Below are 16905 nucleotides of genomic sequence, written 5' to 3'. Positions count from 1 at the left end.
CGGTTCGCGGGTCATGGCCCGCGGCGCGGACGTCAGGCGTCCCAGGCACGCCAGGCGCTGTCGACCATCTGCCGCAGGTCGTGGGTGGCCCGCCAGCCCAGCGCGGCGCGGATCTTGTCCACGGTGGCGACCAGTTGCGCCGGGTCGCCTGGCCGCCGGGGGCCGACCTGCGCGCGGACATCGCGGCCGACCACCTCGGCGATCACGTTCATGACCTCGAACACCGAGACGCCCTGCCCGCGACCGACGTTGTAGATCTCGCCGACCGGCTCGGCTTCGCACGCCGCGGCCGCTGCGACATGCGCGTCCGCCAGGTCCGCCACGTGGATGTAGTCGCGGATGCACGAGCCGTCGGGGGTCGGGTAGTCGTCGCCGAAGACCTGCGGGCGATCCCCGTCGGACAGCGCCCGGAACACCATCGGGATGAGGTTGAATACGCTGGCGTCGCCCAGTTCCGGGCTGGCGGCACCGGCCACGTTGAAGTACCGCAGGGAGATCCAGGACAGGTCCCGGTTGACCGCGGCGTTTCGCGTCATCCACTCCCCGATGACCTTCGTCTGCCCGTACGGCGATTCGGGCGCCAGCGCCGCGCCCTCATCGACGAACTCCGCCGAGGGCGTGCCGTACACCGCTGCCGACGAGGAGTACACGAAGCACCTGGTGCCGGTTTCGGTCATGGCCTCCAGCAGCGACAGCATGCCGTCGACGTTCTCCCGGTAGTAGTACTCGGGCCGCTCGACAGACTCCCCCACCGCCTTCTTGGCGGCCAGGTGCACGACACCGGTCACGTTGTGGTCTCGCAGGGTTGCGGTCACCGCGGCCGTGTCGCCGACGCTGGCCTGGACCAGCGGTGCGCCGGCGGGCACCTTCCGCGCCAGCCCCGTGGACAGGTCGTCGAGAACCACCACGTCCCGGCCGCTGGCCTGCAACGACCGCAGCACGTGGGCGCCGATGTAGCCGGCACCGCCGGTCAGCAGCCAGGTGGTCATGCGAACACCTCCCCGGTCAGGATCTCGTAGGCCCGGACGTACTTGGCCCGGGTGCGCTCGACGATGTCGTCCGGCAGTGGTGGCGGCGGTTGGTCCCCGGCGGGATCCCAACCGGACTCAGGCGCAGCCAGTCGCGCACGAACTGCTTGTCGTAACTCGGCGGGGCACTGTCCACCGCCCAGGCGGCCGCATCCCAGTACCTCGACGAGTCGGGCGTCAACACCTCGTCGGCCAGCACCAGGGCGCCGTCCGGGCGCACGCCGAACTCGAACTTCGTGTCGGCCAGCAGCAGCCCCCTGTCGGCGGCCACCTCCTGACCCCGCTGGTAGATGGCCAGGGACAGCTCCCGGACCGCGACTGCCTGCTCGCGGCCGAGCAGGGCGACGACCTGGTCGAAACGGATGTTCTCATCGTGGTCACCGATCGCGGCCTTGGTCGCCGGCGTGAAGATCGGTTCGGGCAGGCGTTGCGATTCCAGCAGGCCCGACGGCAGGGCCACGCCGCACACGGCGCCGGACGCGCGGTAGTCGGACCAGCCCGACCCACTCAGGTACCCGCGCACGACGCACTCGACCGGCAGCATGGCCAGGCGCTGGCACACCAGGGCCCGGCCTGCCACCCGCGCGGGCACATCCGTGGAGATCACGTGGTTGTCCACGATGTCGCGCACTTGGTGGAACCACCACAAGGACATCCGCGTGAGGATCCGGCCCTTGTCGGGGATCGGGGTCGGCAACACCCAGTCGTAGGCGCTGATCCGGTCGGAGGCCACGAACAGCAACTCGTCGTCGCGGGCGTACAAGTCACGGACCTTGCCGGAGTACACGTGCTCCCAGCCAGGGATGAGGTCGGCGGTCACCACCCCACGCTAACGTCGCGAGTTGGCCCGTCCGGCAGGGCGGTTGGCGATGGAGCGCCGGCCCGCCTCGGAGTGGGCGGGAGTGATCGGTACAGCCGGGAGCGGTTCTGCACGGGTGGATCGCTCCCGGGCGTACGGAGCTCTCCCGCCTTCCCGTACGGTCCCCCCGGCCGGAGGCCCCGTCGATCCGGCAGACTCGTGCGGGATGGACCGCCGCCTCGCCGCCCTTGCCGCCGTCTTCTGGCTCGCGGCCAGTGCCCTCGCGTGCCGGGTCGTCAACACGTCGACGGTCCCGCTCATCGACGTACGCATCGCCACCGCGGCGCACGACCTCGCTGTGGCCAACCCGTGGTTGGCCGGCGTGGCCACGTTCTTCGCCGTGATGGGAAGCGCGGCGGTGCTCACACCGCTGACCGTGGCCGTGGTGATCGTGCTCGCGCGCGCCGGTCGCGTGTGGTGGGCCGCGTGGGTGGGGGCGTGCGGACTCGGCGGAGTCGTGGTCTCGGAGATCGTCAAGTACTCCGTCGACCGGGCGCGGCCGGTGTGGCCGGATCCATTCGTGACCCTGACGTCCCCGTCGTTCCCCAGCGGCCACAGCATGGCCGGCATCTACGGCTACGTGGTGTTCGGGGTGGTGGCCTGGCACCTGCTGTCCTGGCGCTGGCCCGCGGTGGTACTCATCGCCTTCGGCGTCCTCATGGGACCAAGTCGCGTCCTGCTCGGCGTCCACTGGCCCACCGACGTGCTGGCCGGGTGGCTGCTGGCAGCGGCGTGGTGCTGCACAGCCGGCGTCATCGTCCGACGGGTGCGTGCGGCTAGAGGATCGCCCCCGGCGCGTACGCCGCCGCCTGCGGGTACTCCCCGGTGATCTCCCCCACGACCGCGACGATGCGCTGCACCTGACTGGCCGCAGCGCCGGTGAACTCCAGCGGCGCACCCATGAGCGCCTCGAGTTGCTGGGCGTTCAAGGGCAGTCGCTCGTCGTCGGCCAGGCGCTGGATCAAGGCCGGGTCGGCACCGGTCTGGCGCATGTCCAGAGCGGCCGCAACGGCGTTCTCCTTGATCACCTCGTGCGCGGTTTCCCGGCCGGCGCCGGCGCGCACGGCGGCCATGAGGATCTTCGTGGTAGCCAGGAACGGCAGGTACTTGTCGAGTTCCTTGCCCACCACTGCGTCGAACACCCCGAACTCGTCGAGCACCGTGAGCATCGTCTCCAGCATCCCGTCGATGGCGAAGAAGGCGTCGGGCAGCATGACCCGGCGGACCACCGAGCAGGACACGTCGCCTTCGTTCCACTGCGAACCGGCGAGATCGGCGGCCATCGTCTGGTAGCCGCGCAACAGCACCATGAAGCCGTTGACCCGCTCGCAGGACCGCGTGTTCATTTTGTGCGGCATGGCGCTCGACCCGACCTGTCCGGCGCGGAAGCCCTCGGTGACCAGGTCATGGCCGGCCATCAGCCGGATGGTGGTGGCCAGGCTCGAAGGTCCGGCGCCCAATTGCACCAGCATGCCGATGACCTCGTGGTCCAGCGACCGGGGATAGACCTGGCCCACCGAGGTGAGCACCTGCGCGAAACCCAGGTGCCCGGCGACGCGCAGTTCCAGGTCGCCCAGGGCCTGCTCGGAGCCGAGCAGGTCGAGCATGTCCTGCGCCGTCCCGACCGGACCCTTGATCCCCCGCAGCGGGTAATCGGCCAGCAGGTGCTGCAGGCTGCGGAACGCGACGAGGACCTCGTCCGCGGCCGTAGCGAACCGCTTGCCCAGCGTGGTGGTCTGTGCGGCGACGTTGTGCGAGCGTCCGGTGAGGGCCAGCGCCTCGTGCTCGGCGGCCAACCGGGCAAGGCGGGCAAGCAGCGCCACGCTCTTGTCGCGCACGAGCAGCAATGCCTGCCGGACCTGCATCTGCTCGACGTTCTCGGTCAGATCCCGACTGGTCATGCCCTTGTGGATGTGCTCGTGACCGGCGAGTGCGCAGAACTCGTCGATGCGCGCCTTCACGTCGTGGCGGGTCACCCGTTCCCGCGCGGCGATGGACTCCAGATCGACGTCGTCCACGACCCGCTCGTAGTCCTCGATGACCCCGGCGGGCACGTCCACACCGAGGTCGGCCTGGGCCCGCAGCACGGCCAACCACAGACGTCGCTCGGCGATGATCTTGTTGCGCGCCGACCAGATGTCGGTCATCGCCGGGGACGCGTAGCGGGTCGCCAGGACGTTGGGGATCATCGGCTGGCCTCCAGGGCGATGTCGGTTCGGTAGTGGCTTCCCGGCAACTGGATGCCGCGCAGCGTCTCGTAAGCGCGTTCGCGGGCGCCGGCCAGGTCATGGGCCACGGCCACGACGTTGAGCACACGGCCACCGGCCGAAACGGTCTGCCCGTCTCGCTGCGCGGTGCCGGCGTGCAGGACACCGGGCACATCGGCGCCGCTGATGACGTCTCCGGTGCGCGGCGCCTGTGGGTATCCGGCCGCGGCGAGCACCACGGTGACCGCGACGCCGGCGCGCCATCGCAGCGGGGGATGAGCCGCCAGTTCACCACGGGCCGCCGCGGCGAGCAGACCTCCCAGCGGCGTCTCGAGCAAGGCCAGCACGGCCTGCGTCTCCGGATCGCCGAAGCGGGCGTTGAACTCGATCACCTTGGGACCTTTGCTGGTCAGCGCCAGGCCGACGTAGAGCACGCCGGTGTACGGGGTGCCGCGAGCGGCCATCTCATCGACGGCCGGTTGCGCCACGTGTTCCACCGTCCAGCGGGCCAGATCCGGGTCCGCCCAGGGCAACGGGCAGTAGGCCCCCATGCCGCCGGTGTTCGGCCCGGCGTCGCCGTCGCCGACGCGCTTGAAGTCCTGGGCGGGCAGCAGGGGGACCACGGTGGTGCCGTCGCTGATGCAGAAGACGCTGGCCTCGGGCCCGTCGAGGAACTCCTCGATGAGGACCGCACCGCCTTTGGCCAGGCAGGCCTCACCGTGCAGCAAGGCTTCGGTGTGGTCCCCGGTGACCACCACCCCTTTGCCTGCAGCCAGGCCGTCGTCCTTGACGACGTAGGGCGGGCCGAAGGCGTGCAGTTCCCGGGGGAGATCGGCGGCGTCGGTCACCGTCCGCGACTGCGCGGTGGGGATCCCTGCGGCGTGCATGATCTGCTTGGCGAAGTCCTTGCTGCCCTCCAGCCGGGCAGCTGCCGCGGTGGGGCCGAACGCGAGGATCCCCGTGGCCCGGCAAGCGTCCACCGCCCCGGCGACCAGGGGCGCCTCAGGGCCGATCACGACCAGGTCGAAGCCGCGGGCCAGGCCGGCGACGGCACCCGCATCGGTCACGTCGACGGGCTCGGTGCGCACTGCCTGCGCGATGCCCGCATTGCCGGGGGCCGCAACCACTTCGGTCACGTCCGGGTCGGCCAGTAAGGACAGGACGAGGGCGTGCTCCCGGGCTCCGGAGCCGATCACCAGTACGCGCACGCCTCAAGGGTATGGGGTGGCCGACAGCTCACTCACGCGACGTTGGGTGGGGTTCATGCAGTGCGATGAGCATCAACCAACTGCACGAGTGCCATCCAACGCGCCGGGAAGGCCTTCAGTCCACCAGGTCGTGCACCAGGATCGTCTCGGCGCGGTCCTGACCCACGCCGATGGCCGAGATCCGGCACCGGGCCTGCTCCTCCAGGAAGCGGACGTAGGCCCGTGCGGTGGCTGGTAGGTCGCGCACGGTCCGTGCGCCGCTGATGTCCTCGTCCCATCCGGGCAGGTACTCGTACACCGGAGTCGCGGCAGCGAAATCACGCTGGTTCATGGGGATGTCCTCGAAACGCTGCCCGTCCACCTCGTAGGCCACACAGACCGGGATCTGCTCCCACCCGGTGAGGACGTCGAGTTTGGTGAGGAAGATGTCGGTCAAGCCGTTGATGCGACTGGCGTTGCGGGCGATCGGGCCGTCGAACCACCCGCACCGGCGGTCCCGGCCGGTCGTCACACCGACCTCGCCGCCCACCGAGCGCAGCCGCTCGCCGTCGGCGTCGAACAACTCCGTCGGGAAGGGACCGGCCCCCACCCGCGTGGTGTAGGCCTTCAGGATCCCCAGGACCCGCGAGATCCGGGTCGGGCCGATCCCGCTGCCCGCACACGCGCCACCGGCGGTCGGGTTCGAGGAGGTGACGAAGGGGTACGTGCCGTGATCGATGTCCAGCAGCGTCCCCTGTGACCCCTCGAGCAGGATGTACTTGCCCTGATCGAGGGCGTTGTTCAACAGCAGGCCGGTGTCCTGCACGTGGCGGGCGAACAACGGCGCGTACGACAGCACTGCTCGCACACCAGATCCACGTCGATGGCCCGCCGGTTGAAGATCTTCACGAGAACCTGGTTGCGATGATGCAAGGCTCCGGCGACCATGTCGCGCAGCCCCTCCGGGTCGAAGAGGTCCTGCACGCGGACGCCGATGCGGGAGACCTTGTCCATGTAGGTCGGCCCGATGCCCCGCCCGGTGGTGCCGATCTTCTTCTTGCCCGCGAAACGCTCGGTGACCTTGTCCAACTCCACGTGGTACGGCGCGATGATGTGCGCGTTCGCGCTGATGACCAGCCGGTCGGTGTCGATGCCGCGCTCCTGCAGACCCTGCATCTCCCGCTGCAGGACCGCTGGGTCGATGACCACTCCGTTGGCGATGACCGGGATGCAGGTGGGGGTGAGGATGCCGGAGGGAAGCAGGTGCAGCGCGTACTTCTCGTCGCCGATGACGACGGTGTGCCCGGCGTTGTTGCCCCCCTGGTAACGCACGACGTAGTCGACGCGCTCGCCGAGGATGTCCGTCGCTTTGCCCTTGCCTTCGTCGCCCCACTGAGCGCCGACGAGCACGATCGCTGGCATGTGGCCTCCCTCGTTCCCCAGATGAACCTACCCCACCCGCGAGACCCACCGGGGGCCTCGGCTACTGCGCACTCCTGCTGCGCTTCGGCTCACGTCAGTGATCGTGTTGAACAAGCGGTCGTCGGTCAGGCAAGGCACGTTCTGCGCACCGCGTCAGCCACAGATGGATCGCCTCCGGTCCCGCATCAGGTTGCTGGGCAGGCTAGGCGTGCCGGCCCTCCGCCACGAACTTCCGACCGCTCAAGTGGCTGGGTTCGATCGACACGTACTGGGTCTTCGGCTCGATGTTCCACGGGAACAGCGGCAAGGACTCAGCTGCCTCCACCTCGGCATCGTGGCTGAGCACCCGGGCCATGCCGGCCAGGACCACGGACCACGCCTCGTTGGTCGGCTCGTCGTACCCGTCGATCTCGAACGCCACCTCGCGGTGGGCCATGACCGACGCGAGCTTACTGCCCTCGGCGGTCTTGAACATGATCTCCCCGTCGTGGACGAGGTAGTTCACCGGGAAGATGTCGGGTCGGCCGGCGACGACCACCGCGAGCCTCCCGATCTGGCCGGATTTCAGATGGTCCCAGCACTGCTCGTCGGTAAGAACATCCATAGCCGCATCCTTCCACGCACACGGCGTTCCCGGTGGCCGGACCCCGACATCGGAGCGGAGCAAGCCGGGCACACCACCGGCGCGGCCCCTTGTGAGGGCCGCGCCGGTGAGTGGGAGTTCGTCAGCGCATCTTGGTGCCGGACGAGCGCAGGTCCTCACAGGCACGCACGACCCGATCGGACATCCCCTGCTCGCCGGCCTTGCCCCATGCACGCGGGTCGTACTGCTTCTTGTTTCCGACGTCCCCGTCGATCTTGAGCACGCCGTCATAGTTCTTGAACATCCAGTCGGCGACGGGACGGCTGAATGCGTACTGGGTGTCGGTGTCGACGTTCATCTTCACGACGCCGTAGTCGAGGGCCTCGCGGATCTCCTCCAGCAACGAGCCGGACCCGCCGTGGAAGACCAGGTCGAAGGGCTTGTCCACCCCGTACTTCGCCCCAACGGAGTCCTGGATCTGCTTGAGGATGCTCGGAGTGAGCACCACGTTGCCGGGCTTGTAGACCCCGTGCACGTTGCCGAAGGTGGCGGCGACCATGTAGCGGCCGCGCTCGCCCAGGCCGAGTTTGGCCGCCGTGGCCAGACCGTCCTCCGGGGTCGAGAAGAGCTTGGCGTCGTGCGTGGCCTCGATGCCGTCCTCCTCGCCGCCGACCACGCCGATCTCGAGCTCCATGATGATGTTCGCCTGGTGGCACTTGTCGAGCATCTCCTCGGCGATGTCGAGGTTCTCGGCCAGCGGGATGGCCGAACCGTCCCACATGTGCGACTGGAACAGCGGCAGTTTGCCGGCCTTCACCCGCTCGATGGAGATGTCGACCAGCGGCCGCATGCAGCCGTCGAGCTTCTGCATCGGACAGTGGTCGGTGTGCAGGGCGATGTTCACCGGGTACTTGTCCGCCACGACGTTGGCGAACTCGGCCAGCGCGACGGCGCCGGTCACCATGTCCTTGACGTACTGGCCGGAGGCGAACTCCGCACCGCCCCAGGAGAACTGGATGATCCCGTCGCTCTCAGCCGTTGCGAAGCCGCGCAGGGCGGCGATCAGCGTCTGCGACGACGTCACATTGATCGCGGGGTAGGCGAACTGACCGGCCTTGGCGCGGTCGAGCATCTCGGCATAAACCTCAGGGGTAGCAATGGGCATGGCCCTAAGGTTAGTCGCAATCGCGACGCAGTGGCGAGGCCCGTGGTGACTACCCTGTGGCCATGACCGTCGGGCCGCACCCGTTGCCGTGGCCCGACGACCCCAGACTGGATCCGGCGCTGCTCGCCGAAGGGGACACCCGCAATGTGGAGGACCGCTTCCGCTACTGGCGCCGCGAGGCGATCATCGCCGAGCTCGACACGACCCGGCACGGCCTGCACGTGGCCATCGAGAACTTCCAGCACGACTTCAACATCGGGTCGGTCGTGCGCACCGCGAACGCATTCAACGTCGCGGCTGTGCACATCGTCGGCAAGCGGCGCTGGAACCGGCGCGGAGCGATGGTCACCGACCGCTACCTGCACGTGGCGCATCACGATCACCCGGCGGACCTGCTGGGGCTGGGCGTGCCCGTGCTCGGGATCGACAACCTTGCGGGGTCTGTGCCGCTGGAGGGCGCGGCGATGCCGGCGGCGTGTGTGCTGCTCTTCGGCCAGGAGGGGCCGGGGTTGAGCCCGGAGTCACTGGCTGTGTGCGAGCGGGTGCTGCACATCACGCAGTACGGGTCGACCCGGTCGATCAACGCGGGTGCCGCGGCCGCGATCGCCATGTGGGCCTGGGCGCTGCAGCACGCGTGATCGGGGCTGACACCACCCGCGGCTACTCCGGGACACTCGCAGCTGCGGCCTCGCGCTTGTGCCGGATGTACTCGTACACGATGGGCAGCACGCTCACGAACACGACCCCGATGAGGATCAACTCGATGTGCTCCTTCACGAACGGCACGTTGCCGAGCAGGTAGCCGAGGTACGTGACGCCCGCGCCCCAAAGGAGCCCACCGATGGCCGAGTACGTCATGTACACGCGGAAGTCCATGCGCCCCACCCCAGCCATGGCCGTGATGAACGTGCGCACGATCGGCACGAACCGCGCCAGCACCACGGCGCGCGGACCGTAACGCTCGAAGAACTGATGGGTCTTGTCCACGTACTCCTTCTTGAACAACCGGGAGTCGGGCCGGCTGAAAAGCCGCGGCCCGGCCTTGTAGCCGATCCAGTAGCCGGTGGCGTTGCCGATCACGGCGGCCAGCGCGAGCAGCAGCGCCGCCAGCCAGATCGGAGTGTCGATGAAACCCTGCGCGATGAACAACCCGGTGATGAACAGCAGGGAGTCGCCCGGGAGGAAGAAGCCGATCAGCAGCCCGCACTCGGCGAAGATGATGAGGATCACGCCGATGAGGGCCAGCGGGCCGAGCCACGTGAGGATGTTCTCCGGATCGAGGAAATCCAGCAGCGCGACAAGGTCAGCCATGCTCACGACGGTACCTGAGCCGCATGCGGCCACCTGGCGGTCGGCGCCGTGGCGCCTGGCGACCGAACAATTAGGCTGGCCTGTGTGAGCGACCTGGAGCGGTTGAAGCAACAGATCCTGGACAAGGCCGTGGTCCACGGCAAGGTCACCCTGTCCTCGGGCAGGCAGGCCGACTACTACGTGGACCTGCGGCGCGTGACACTCGATCACGAGGCCGCACCACTGGTGGGCTCGGTGATGCGCGACCTGACCGCCGACCTGGCCTATGACGCGGTGGGGGGCCTGACTCTCGGGGCGGATCCCGTGGCCACCGCCATGCTGCACGCACCCGGTCAGCCGCTGGACGCTTTCGTGGTGCGCAAGCAGGGAAAGGCGCACGGGCTTCAGCGCCGCATCGAGGGCCCGGACGTCGCCGGGCGCCGGGTGCTGGCCGTCGAGGACACCTCCACCACCGGCTCCAGCGTCCTGGCCGCCGTCGAGGCGCTGCAGGAGGCCGGTGCGACGGTTGCCGCGGTGGCCGTCATCGTCGACCGCGGGGCCGGGGACGCCGTGCGGGCAGCCGGGCTGGAGTACCGAGCTGCCCTGAGTCTGGCCGACCTCGGACTGGCATGAGCCCGAGCATCACGATCGCGCTGCTGCCGCCGGTGCCGGGCGAGGACTGGCCCCGCCGTGAGGTCGCCGCGGAAATGGCGGCCTACAACCACCGGGTCCGGATCGTCCCCGATCTGGGCGAGAGCACCGTGGACGGCGATCTGGATCTGGCCGGCGCCTGGGTCGCGCACTGCGCCCTGGAACTGGCCACCGATCCGGGCCGGCCGCCGGTGCTGCTCGTGGCACACGGCACGGCGGGACGCATGCTGGCCGCACTCGGCTTCGCACAGAGGGCGTCCAGGCGGCGGGTGGTCGGTTACGTCATCGTCGAAGGGGAACTGCCCCGGCAGGGTGTGCAGGACTGGCCGGATGCGCCCGTGACGTACATCGGCGAGCAGGAGGGCCACCTGGCGGATCTCCGGGGCTGGGACGTGCTGCCCGCCGACGATCTGGCAGGCCGGCTACGGGCCGTCGCCGCTGACTGCTTCTGAGTTCACTGCCCCGCCGCGGCAAGCAGTTCCTGTTCGGTCTGCGGGTCGATGCCATGGACCGCGGCGCGAGAAGTCGGCTCCCAGTCCAACCCCTCCTTCTGCAACCACGTCCAGGTGTCGGCGACGGTCTGCGCAAGGGGCCGCGGCGCGAACCCGTAGTCGAACGCCGCCCGGCCGTCCACCGACCACAGCCCCGCGTTGTCCGGCGCCGCGGGCACCCACAGCGGCAGTCCCCGCCACGGTTCCACGCCGGCAGCCACCAGATCATCGTCGGACACGAACACGGGGGTGCCACCGGTGACTTCGGCGACGCTGCCAGCCAGATCTCCCCACGTGTACTGCCCCGGTGGCGTGACGACGTCGTACCGACCCGGTCGGCCGGTCTCCGCGCACGTCAGCACGAACTCCGCGAGGTCGCGCACGTCGACGTACTGGAACCCCATGTCCGGCGAGCCGCCCACGACGAATCCGTCACCACGGGCACTACGGCGCAGGTAGTCGGGCAGGCGCCCGAGGTCCTCGTTGGGGCCCAGCACCACCCCGGGCCTCAGGACGAGGGTGTTGATCTCCCCGAAGATGGTCTCCACCGCGCGTTCGACGCCGGCCTTGAGCCTGCCGTACAGCATCATGTCGGTGCTCGGGCCCTCAGTGATGCCGGTGTCGTAGATGGGCGAGCCGGATTCGACCGGTTCGGCGGGCCACTGTCTGTGGGCCGTGACCGTGGAGACCACCGCGTAGCCGGGTGCGATGTCCTTGAGGATGCGCGCACTCATCAGGGCGTGGGACGGCGCGTAGCAGGCGGGGTCGATGATGAGGTCCGCGCCGCCACGGTCGTCGATCATCTTCGCGAGCTGGCGCAGGTCGGAGATCATCGTGCGGTCGCCGCGCACGGCCAGCGCCCCGCTGGGCGGAGGTCCGCTCTGGCCGCGGTTGAAAACCACGACGTCGTACCCGCGCCGGTGCGCGGCAGCACAGATAGCACGGCCCACGAACCGGGTGCCTCCGAGCACGACCAGACGCATCAGCGACCCTCCTCCCGAATCCCCGCAACGGTGCGCAGAATACGCCGGGGCGTGTGCCGCGCCGCCAACGACACCGCTCGGTACCGCAGGCTCGGGATCGACAGCACGGTGCCCCGCTCGCAGTCCCGGATGCCCTGCCGCGCCACCCGCCCGGCGTCCAGCCACATCAAACCCGGCCCGCCGATGTCCATGGCGGCCCGCTCGTGGAACTCGGTGCGGGTGAAGCCGGGGCACAGCGCTGTGACGTGGATGCCGGCCGGGGTCTGTGCCGCCAGCCCCTCGGAGAACACCGTCACCCAGGCCTTGGCCGCCGAGTAGGTCCCCAACGGCACCCAGCCGGCGATGCTGGAGGTGTTCAGGATCCGGCCGTGACCTCGCGCGAGCATCCCGGGCAGTGCCGCGTGAGTCAGGCGCATGACCGCCGTCACAAGGACGTCGAGCAGCTCCTGCTCCTCCGCCACCGAGGACTGGTCGAACGACGTGTTGAGTCCGTAGCCGGCATTGTTCACCAGCCAGTCCACGCCCTCGGCCGCCTGCTCCACGACCGCAAGTTGCGCCCGGTCGGACAGGTCCGCTGTCAGCACCTCGGCATCGCCCAACTCGGTCGCCAACTCCGTGAGCCGCGTCTCGTCGCGCGACACAAGGATCAGATGATGACCCTGCAGTGCCAACTCGACCGCGATCTCCCGGCCGATCCCGGCGGTCGGACCCGTTACCAACGCAACTCCCACGATTGGGAATCCTGCTCCCCAACGCGACGTGACGCCACCGGAGGACATCACAATCGAGCCATGTCCGATCCACTGGTCCGGCGCATGCGCCCCTACGAGCGCACGATCTTCGGGGAGATGTCCGGCCTCGCCTCGCGACTCGGCGCGGTCAACCTCGGGCAGGGGTTCCCGGACACGGGTGGCCCGCCGCAGGTCCGGAAGGTGGCACAACGGGCCATCGCGGAGGGTCGCGGCGACCAGTACCCACCGGCGCACGGAGACCCCGACCTGCGCGCGGCGATCGTCGAACACCAGCGGCGGTTCTACGGTCTGCCGGTCGATGACGATGGCGTCGTCGTGACCACCGGTGCCTCTGAAGCCATCGCCGCGGCCATCCTGGCGCTGGTCGAACCCGGTGAGCAGGTGATGGTGCTCGATCCGTATTTCGACCTGTACGCAGCCACCATCGCGCTGGCCGGTGCCGAACGGATCGCCGTGCCGCTGACTGCCGAGACGCTGCGGCCCGATGTGGCGGCGATGCAACGGGCGCTCACCAGCGGCACGCGCATGCTGTTGCTGAACAGCCCCCACAACCCGACCGGAGTCGTGTTCACCGGTGCCGAGCTGGCCGAGCTCGCCCGCTTCGCCGTGGCCAACGACCTGCTGGTGCTGGCCGATGAGGCCTACGAGCACTTGTGGTTCGACGACAACACCCACGTCCCGATCGCAACGCTGCCCGGCATGTGGGAACGCACCGTCACGGTCGGCTCCGGCGGCAAGTCGTTCTCCTTCACCGGCTGGAAGGTGGGTTGGGCCAGCGGTCCGGCCGATCTCATCGCAGCGGTAAGGGTCGTCCGGCAACACCTGTCGTACGTCTCCGGTGGGCCCTTCCAGCCCGCGATCGCCGCCGGCCTGCGCCTGCCCGATGCGTACTTCGATGGCTTCCGGGCCGACCTCGCCGGGAAGCGGGACCGCCTGTGCGAGGGGCTGAGCGCACTCGGGATGCGGGTCATCGCCCCGCAGGGCACATACTTCGCCACAACGGATGTGCGCCCGCTCGGCTTCACCGACGGTGATCAGTTCTGCCATCGCATGCCGCACGAGGCGGGGGTGGTGGCGATCCCGCTGTCGGCGCTCAGCGACCACCCGCAGGTGAGCGCGCCGTTCGTCCGGTGGGCATTCTGCAAGCGCGAAGAGGTGCTTGACGAGGCCCTGCGCCGCCTGCGCGGATGGCTGGGTTGACCCACTACTCGACTCTTTGTATACAATCTGAGCATTATTGCATGCAAGGAGACTGTGACCATGGCCGCTCTCGACGGGGTGCTCGTCGCGGACTTCACCCGCGTGCTGGCCGGACCGTACGCCACGATGCTGCTGGCCGACCTCGGTGCCACGGTGGTCAAGGTGGAGCGTCCCGGCGCAGGAGACGACACGCGGGCCTGGGGACCGCCCTTCACCGCCGACGGCCAATCCACGTACTTCCAGGCCGTGAACCGCAACAAGATGTCGATCGCCCTGGACCTCGGGGGGCCAGGCGACGTGGCGTTGGCACAGGATCTGGCCGCGGCCTGCGACGTGCTGGTCGAGAACTACAAACCCGGCGGCCTGCGGCGCTTCGGTCTTGACTATGACACGGTGGCCACGCAGAACCCCGACGTCGTCTACTGCTCGATCAGCGGCTTCGGCACCGGCGCCGGGCGCGACCTGCCCGGGTACGACCTGCTCGTGCAGGCCATGGGTGGTCTGATGAGCATCACGGGGATCGACGAGCCCACCAAGGCCGGGGTTGCGGTGGTCGACGTGCTCACCGGACTGCACGCAGCAGTGGGGATCTTGGCGGCCCTGCGACACCGGGACCACGGGGGCACGGGCCAGCACCTCGAGGTCACTCTGCTCGGTGCGCTGCTGTCGTCGCTGGTGAACCAGTCGTCGGCCTACGCCGGCGCAGGCGTGGTGCCGGACCTGATGGGCAACGCCCACCCCTCGATCGCCCCGTACGAGGTCTTCGCCACCGCCGACCGTCCGATGGTGATCGCGGTGGGCAACGACACCCAGTTCGCCCGGCTCGTCGCCGTGCTCGGCTCGCCGGAACTGGCCGGCGACTACCCCACCAACACCACCCGCGTTGCCCACCGGGAGGAACTCAAGGGCCTACTGGAGGGCCTGCTGGCGGCCCGCGGGGCCGACGACTGGCAGGCCGCACTCACCGCAGCCGGTGTGCCCTGCGGCCCTATCAACGATGTCGCGCAGGGTGTGGCGCTGGCCGCTGACCTCGGGCTCGGGCCCGTCGTTGCGCTTGCGGACTCCCGTCGCCCGCAGCCCGTTGCGCAAGTGGCGAACCCGGTGCGTTACTCCCGGACACCCGCGGAGTACCGCACCGCCCCGCCGGAAGTCGGCGAGGACCGCGAGCAGGTGCTGGCCCTGCTGAAGGACCGGAGCGGCCGATGAGCACCGCCCAGCAACGTGTGCTCGACGCGCTGCGATCCGACATCCTCAGCGGCGAGCTGGCTCCCGGCGAGCAGTTGATCCAGGAGGTCGTCGCCGAACGGTACGCGGTCAGCCGGGTCCCCGTGCGCGAGGCACTGCAGTTGCTGACCGCCGAGGGGCTGGTCACGCACTTCCCCCATCGCGGCTACTTCGTGACGGAGTTGAGCGTCACCGACCTGCAGGAGGTCTACCGCGTGCGCAGCCTGCTCGAGGAGGAGGCGATCCGCACCGCGGTGCCCACCCTGCGCGACGAGGATGTCGCCGAGTTGGAGCGACTGGCACAGGCCGTGTCGGAAGCCAGCGGCCTCGCCGCCGTCACCGACGCCAACCGGCGCTTCCACTTCGCGCTGTTCGAGGCCGCCGGCATGCCCCGGCTGACCCGCCTGTTGCGGCAGTTGTGGGACACTTCCGACGTCTACCGCACGCTGTACTTCCAGCAGTCGGGCAACCGTGAGCGGGTGCGGGAAGAACACGCCGCGATGATCGAGGCCCTGCGCCGCCGGGATGTCCCCGAGACCATCCGCCTGCACGACCTGCACCGCGACCACTCCGTGGCGTGGGTGCGTTCCCACTTGCTCCGGCAACGGACCGCCTGAGCCAACCGAGGAGAAGTCATGAGCAAAGCACCCCAGAGCCCCTTCCAGTTGTTCGACATCGATCACCTCCTCAGCGAGGAGGAGCGGGCGATCCGCGACGTGGTGCGCGACTACGTCGAGACCCGCATCAAGCCGCAGGTGGCCGACTGGTTCGAGGCCGGCGAAATCCCGGCCCGCGAGTTGGCCTTGGAGCTCGGCGAGCTCGGCGTGCTGGGCATGCACTTGGAGGGCTACGGCTGCCAGGGGACATCGGCTGTTGCCTACGGCCTGGCCTGTCTGGAACTGGAGGCCGGCGACTCGGGCATCCGCTCGCTGGTCAGCGTGCAGGGGTCGCTGGCGATGTACGCGATCCACGCGTTCGGGTCCGAGGCGCAGAAGCAGCGGTGGTTGCCGGGCATGGCCGCTGGCGAGAAGATCGGCTGCTTCGGCCTCACCGAGCCGGACTTCGGGTCCAACCCCGGCGGCATGCTCACCAGCGCCAAGCGGGACGGCGACGACTGGGTCCTGAACGGCACGAAGATGTGGATCACCAACGGCAACGTCGCCGACGTGGCGGTCGTCTGGGCGCGCACCGATGAGGGCATCCGCGGCTTCGTGGTTCCGACGGACACCCCGGGCTTCAGCGCGCACCTCATTCACAAGAAGTTGTCCCTGCGGGCCTCCGTCACCAGCGAGTTGGTCCTCGACGAGGTGCGGCTGCCAGCCGACGCGGTCCTGCCCGGCGTGGTGGGCCTGCGCGGACCGCTGTCATGCCTCAACGAGGCGCGCTTCGGCATCGTGTTTGGCACGCTGGGCGCGGCTCGCGACTGCCTGGAGACGGCCGTGGACTACAGCATCAGCCGCGAGCAGTTCGACAGGCCGATCGCCGGGTTCCAGCTGACCCAGCGCAAGCTTGCGGACATGGCCTTGGAGTTGGGCAAGGGCACGCTGCTCGCGCTGCACCTCGGCCGGCTCAAGGACGAGCACCTCATCCGGCCCGAACAGGTGAGCCTGGGCAAACTGAACAACGCGCGGGAGGCACTGAACATCGCGCGGGAGTGCCGCGGCATCCTCGGTGGCAACGGGATCACTTTGGAGTACCCGGTGATCCGGCACATGAACAACCTCGAGTCGGTGTTCACTTACGAGGGCACGAACGAGATGCACACACTGGTGATCGGCGAGGCCCTGACCGGGGTTGCGGCCTACCGCTAAGGGCGCCCGACCGTGGCGAGGCCCGCAGGGGGGGAGCACCGGTTGCATCGCT

The 16905-nt window shown here is 69.2% G+C and carries 16 protein-coding genes and 2 pseudogenes; 8 read left to right on the top strand and 10 right to left on the bottom strand.

What is annotated here, in order from left to right:
• Window positions 1–32 precede the first annotated feature (32 nt).
• Window positions 33–989, bottom strand: a complete 957-nt coding sequence (gene galE / locus IPG68_12915) for a UDP-glucose 4-epimerase GalE (protein ID MBK6764108.1) — start codon at window positions 987–989, stop codon at window positions 33–35.
• Window positions 986–1848: pseudogene (locus IPG68_12910) on the bottom strand (phosphoribosylaminoimidazolesuccinocarboxamide synthase). The gene galE and the pseudogene IPG68_12910 overlap by 4 nt, the downstream one beginning before the upstream one ends.
• A 205-nt stretch (window positions 1849–2053) precedes the next feature.
• Between IPG68_12910 and IPG68_12905 the strand changes: the two are divergent.
• A complete protein-coding gene (locus IPG68_12905) occupies window positions 2054–2716 on the top strand; it encodes a phosphatase PAP2 family protein (protein MBK6764107.1) in 663 nt (220 codons plus the stop codon).
• Here the strand turns inward: IPG68_12905 and IPG68_12900 are convergent.
• The 5 genes and pseudogenes from IPG68_12900 to fbaA all read right to left on the bottom strand — a co-directional run bounded on the left by IPG68_12900 (window position 2664) and on the right by fbaA (window position 8451).
• Complete coding sequence (locus IPG68_12900; protein MBK6764106.1) at window positions 2664–4076, bottom strand: adenylosuccinate lyase; 1413 nt, start codon at window positions 4074–4076, stop codon at window positions 2664–2666. The genes IPG68_12905 and IPG68_12900 overlap by 53 nt on opposite strands.
• Window positions 4073–5302: a phosphoribosylamine--glycine ligase gene (gene purD / locus IPG68_12895; protein ID MBK6764105.1), complete on the bottom strand. Its 1230-nt coding sequence runs from the start codon at window positions 5300–5302 to the stop codon at window positions 4073–4075. Before purD ends, IPG68_12900 begins: the two co-directional genes overlap by 4 nt.
• A 115-nt stretch (window positions 5303–5417) precedes the next feature.
• Window positions 5418–6703 (bottom strand): annotated as a pseudogene (locus tag IPG68_12890) (adenylosuccinate synthase).
• A 202-nt stretch (window positions 6704–6905) separates the two neighbouring features.
• Window positions 6906–7307 carry a pyridoxamine 5'-phosphate oxidase family protein gene (locus tag IPG68_12885; GenBank protein ID MBK6764104.1) on the bottom strand — a complete coding sequence of 134 codons (402 nt, stop codon included), beginning with the start codon at window positions 7305–7307 and terminating at the stop codon, window positions 6906–6908.
• Between the two features lie 121 nt (window positions 7308–7428).
• Complete coding sequence (gene fbaA / locus IPG68_12880; GenBank protein ID MBK6764103.1) at window positions 7429–8451, bottom strand: class II fructose-bisphosphate aldolase; 1023 nt, start codon at window positions 8449–8451, stop codon at window positions 7429–7431.
• A gap of 62 nt (window positions 8452–8513) precedes the next feature.
• Here fbaA and IPG68_12875 point away from each other — a divergent pair, with 62 nt between their 5' ends.
• Window positions 8514–9089: an rRNA methyltransferase gene (locus IPG68_12875; GenBank protein MBK6764102.1), complete on the top strand. Its 576-nt coding sequence runs from the start codon at window positions 8514–8516 to the stop codon at window positions 9087–9089.
• 22 nt (window positions 9090–9111) lie between these two features.
• On the opposite strand, the gene IPG68_12870 is transcribed toward IPG68_12875, so the two are convergent.
• The gene (locus tag IPG68_12870) at window positions 9112–9762 is read right to left on the bottom strand and encodes a VTT domain-containing protein (protein ID MBK6764101.1); all 651 of its coding nucleotides are present in this window, start codon (window positions 9760–9762) and stop codon (window positions 9112–9114) included.
• An 84-nt stretch (window positions 9763–9846) separates the two neighbouring features.
• Between IPG68_12870 and IPG68_12865 the strand changes: the two genes are divergently transcribed.
• Together IPG68_12865 and IPG68_12860 are read left to right on the top strand one after the other, a co-directional pair.
• Window positions 9847–10374: an orotate phosphoribosyltransferase gene (locus tag IPG68_12865; GenBank protein MBK6764100.1), complete on the top strand. Its 528-nt coding sequence runs from the start codon at window positions 9847–9849 to the stop codon at window positions 10372–10374.
• Window positions 10371–10844, top strand: coding sequence for a hypothetical protein (locus IPG68_12860; protein MBK6764099.1), 474 nt, complete (start codon window positions 10371–10373; stop codon window positions 10842–10844). The genes IPG68_12865 and IPG68_12860 overlap by 4 nt, the downstream gene beginning before the upstream one ends.
• A 2-nt stretch (window positions 10845–10846) precedes the next feature.
• Here the strand turns inward: IPG68_12860 and IPG68_12855 are convergent, their stop codons facing one another.
• Window positions 10847–11866 carry an NAD-dependent epimerase/dehydratase family protein gene (locus tag IPG68_12855; GenBank protein ID MBK6764098.1) on the bottom strand — a complete coding sequence of 340 codons (1020 nt, stop codon included), beginning with the start codon at window positions 11864–11866 and terminating at the stop codon, window positions 10847–10849.
• A complete protein-coding gene (locus IPG68_12850) occupies window positions 11866–12597 on the bottom strand; it encodes an SDR family NAD(P)-dependent oxidoreductase (GenBank protein MBK6764097.1) in 732 nt (243 codons plus the stop codon). Before IPG68_12850 ends, IPG68_12855 begins: the two co-directional genes overlap by 1 nt.
• Window positions 12598–12657: 60 nt before the next feature.
• Between IPG68_12850 and IPG68_12845 the strand changes: the two genes are divergently transcribed.
• The 4 genes from IPG68_12845 to IPG68_12830 are packed head-to-tail and all read left to right on the top strand — an operon-like array spanning window position 12658 to window position 16853.
• A complete protein-coding gene (locus IPG68_12845) occupies window positions 12658–13818 on the top strand; it encodes an aminotransferase class I/II-fold pyridoxal phosphate-dependent enzyme (GenBank protein ID MBK6764096.1) in 1161 nt (386 codons plus the stop codon).
• Between the two features lie 60 nt (window positions 13819–13878).
• On the top strand, window positions 13879–15024 hold the full coding sequence (locus IPG68_12840; protein MBK6764095.1) for a CoA transferase: 1146 nt from the start codon (window positions 13879–13881) through the stop codon (window positions 15022–15024).
• On the top strand, window positions 15021–15659 hold the full coding sequence (locus tag IPG68_12835) for a GntR family transcriptional regulator (GenBank protein MBK6764094.1): 639 nt from the start codon (window positions 15021–15023) through the stop codon (window positions 15657–15659). The genes IPG68_12840 and IPG68_12835 overlap by 4 nt, the downstream gene beginning before the upstream one ends.
• Before the next feature lie 18 nt (window positions 15660–15677).
• A complete protein-coding gene (locus tag IPG68_12830; protein MBK6764093.1) occupies window positions 15678–16853 on the top strand; it encodes an acyl-CoA dehydrogenase family protein in 1176 nt (391 codons plus the stop codon).
• Window positions 16854–16905: the final 52 nt, after the last annotated feature.

This window comes from Micrococcales bacterium (assembly GCA_016703125.1).
Classification (GTDB): Bacteria; Actinomycetota; Actinomycetes; order S36-B12; family UBA10799; genus JADKAV01.
This window is presented reverse-complemented; position numbering and strand designations above follow the sequence as displayed.

What these genes read in the sequence shown, in the direction of transcription:
- IPG68_12840 (MBK6764095.1), top strand. Translation starts at nt 13,879, where the DNA reads ATGGCCGCTCTCGACGGGGTGCTCGTCGCGGACTTCACCCGCGTGCTG.
- IPG68_12855 (MBK6764098.1), bottom strand. Translation starts at nt 11,866, where the DNA reads ATGCGTCTGGTCGTGCTCGGAGGCACCCGGTTCGTGGGCCGTGCTATC.
- IPG68_12875 (MBK6764102.1), top strand. Translation starts at nt 8,514, where the DNA reads ATGACCGTCGGGCCGCACCCGTTGCCGTGGCCCGACGACCCCAGACTG.
- IPG68_12845 (MBK6764096.1), top strand. Translation starts at nt 12,658, where the DNA reads ATGTCCGATCCACTGGTCCGGCGCATGCGCCCCTACGAGCGCACGATC.
- IPG68_12860 (MBK6764099.1), top strand. Translation starts at nt 10,371, where the DNA reads ATGAGCCCGAGCATCACGATCGCGCTGCTGCCGCCGGTGCCGGGCGAG.
- IPG68_12830 (MBK6764093.1), top strand. Translation starts at nt 15,678, where the DNA reads ATGAGCAAAGCACCCCAGAGCCCCTTCCAGTTGTTCGACATCGATCAC.
- IPG68_12900 (MBK6764106.1), bottom strand. Translation starts at nt 4,076, where the DNA reads ATGATCCCCAACGTCCTGGCGACCCGCTACGCGTCCCCGGCGATGACC.
- IPG68_12905 (MBK6764107.1), top strand. Translation starts at nt 2,054, where the DNA reads ATGGACCGCCGCCTCGCCGCCCTTGCCGCCGTCTTCTGGCTCGCGGCC.
- IPG68_12835 (MBK6764094.1), top strand. Translation starts at nt 15,021, where the DNA reads ATGAGCACCGCCCAGCAACGTGTGCTCGACGCGCTGCGATCCGACATC.
- IPG68_12870 (MBK6764101.1), bottom strand. Translation starts at nt 9,762, where the DNA reads ATGGCTGACCTTGTCGCGCTGCTGGATTTCCTCGATCCGGAGAACATC.
- galE (MBK6764108.1), bottom strand. Translation starts at nt 989, where the DNA reads ATGACCACCTGGCTGCTGACCGGCGGTGCCGGCTACATCGGCGCCCAC.
- IPG68_12885 (MBK6764104.1), bottom strand. Translation starts at nt 7,307, where the DNA reads ATGGATGTTCTTACCGACGAGCAGTGCTGGGACCATCTGAAATCCGGC.
- fbaA (MBK6764103.1), bottom strand. Translation starts at nt 8,451, where the DNA reads ATGCCCATTGCTACCCCTGAGGTTTATGCCGAGATGCTCGACCGCGCC.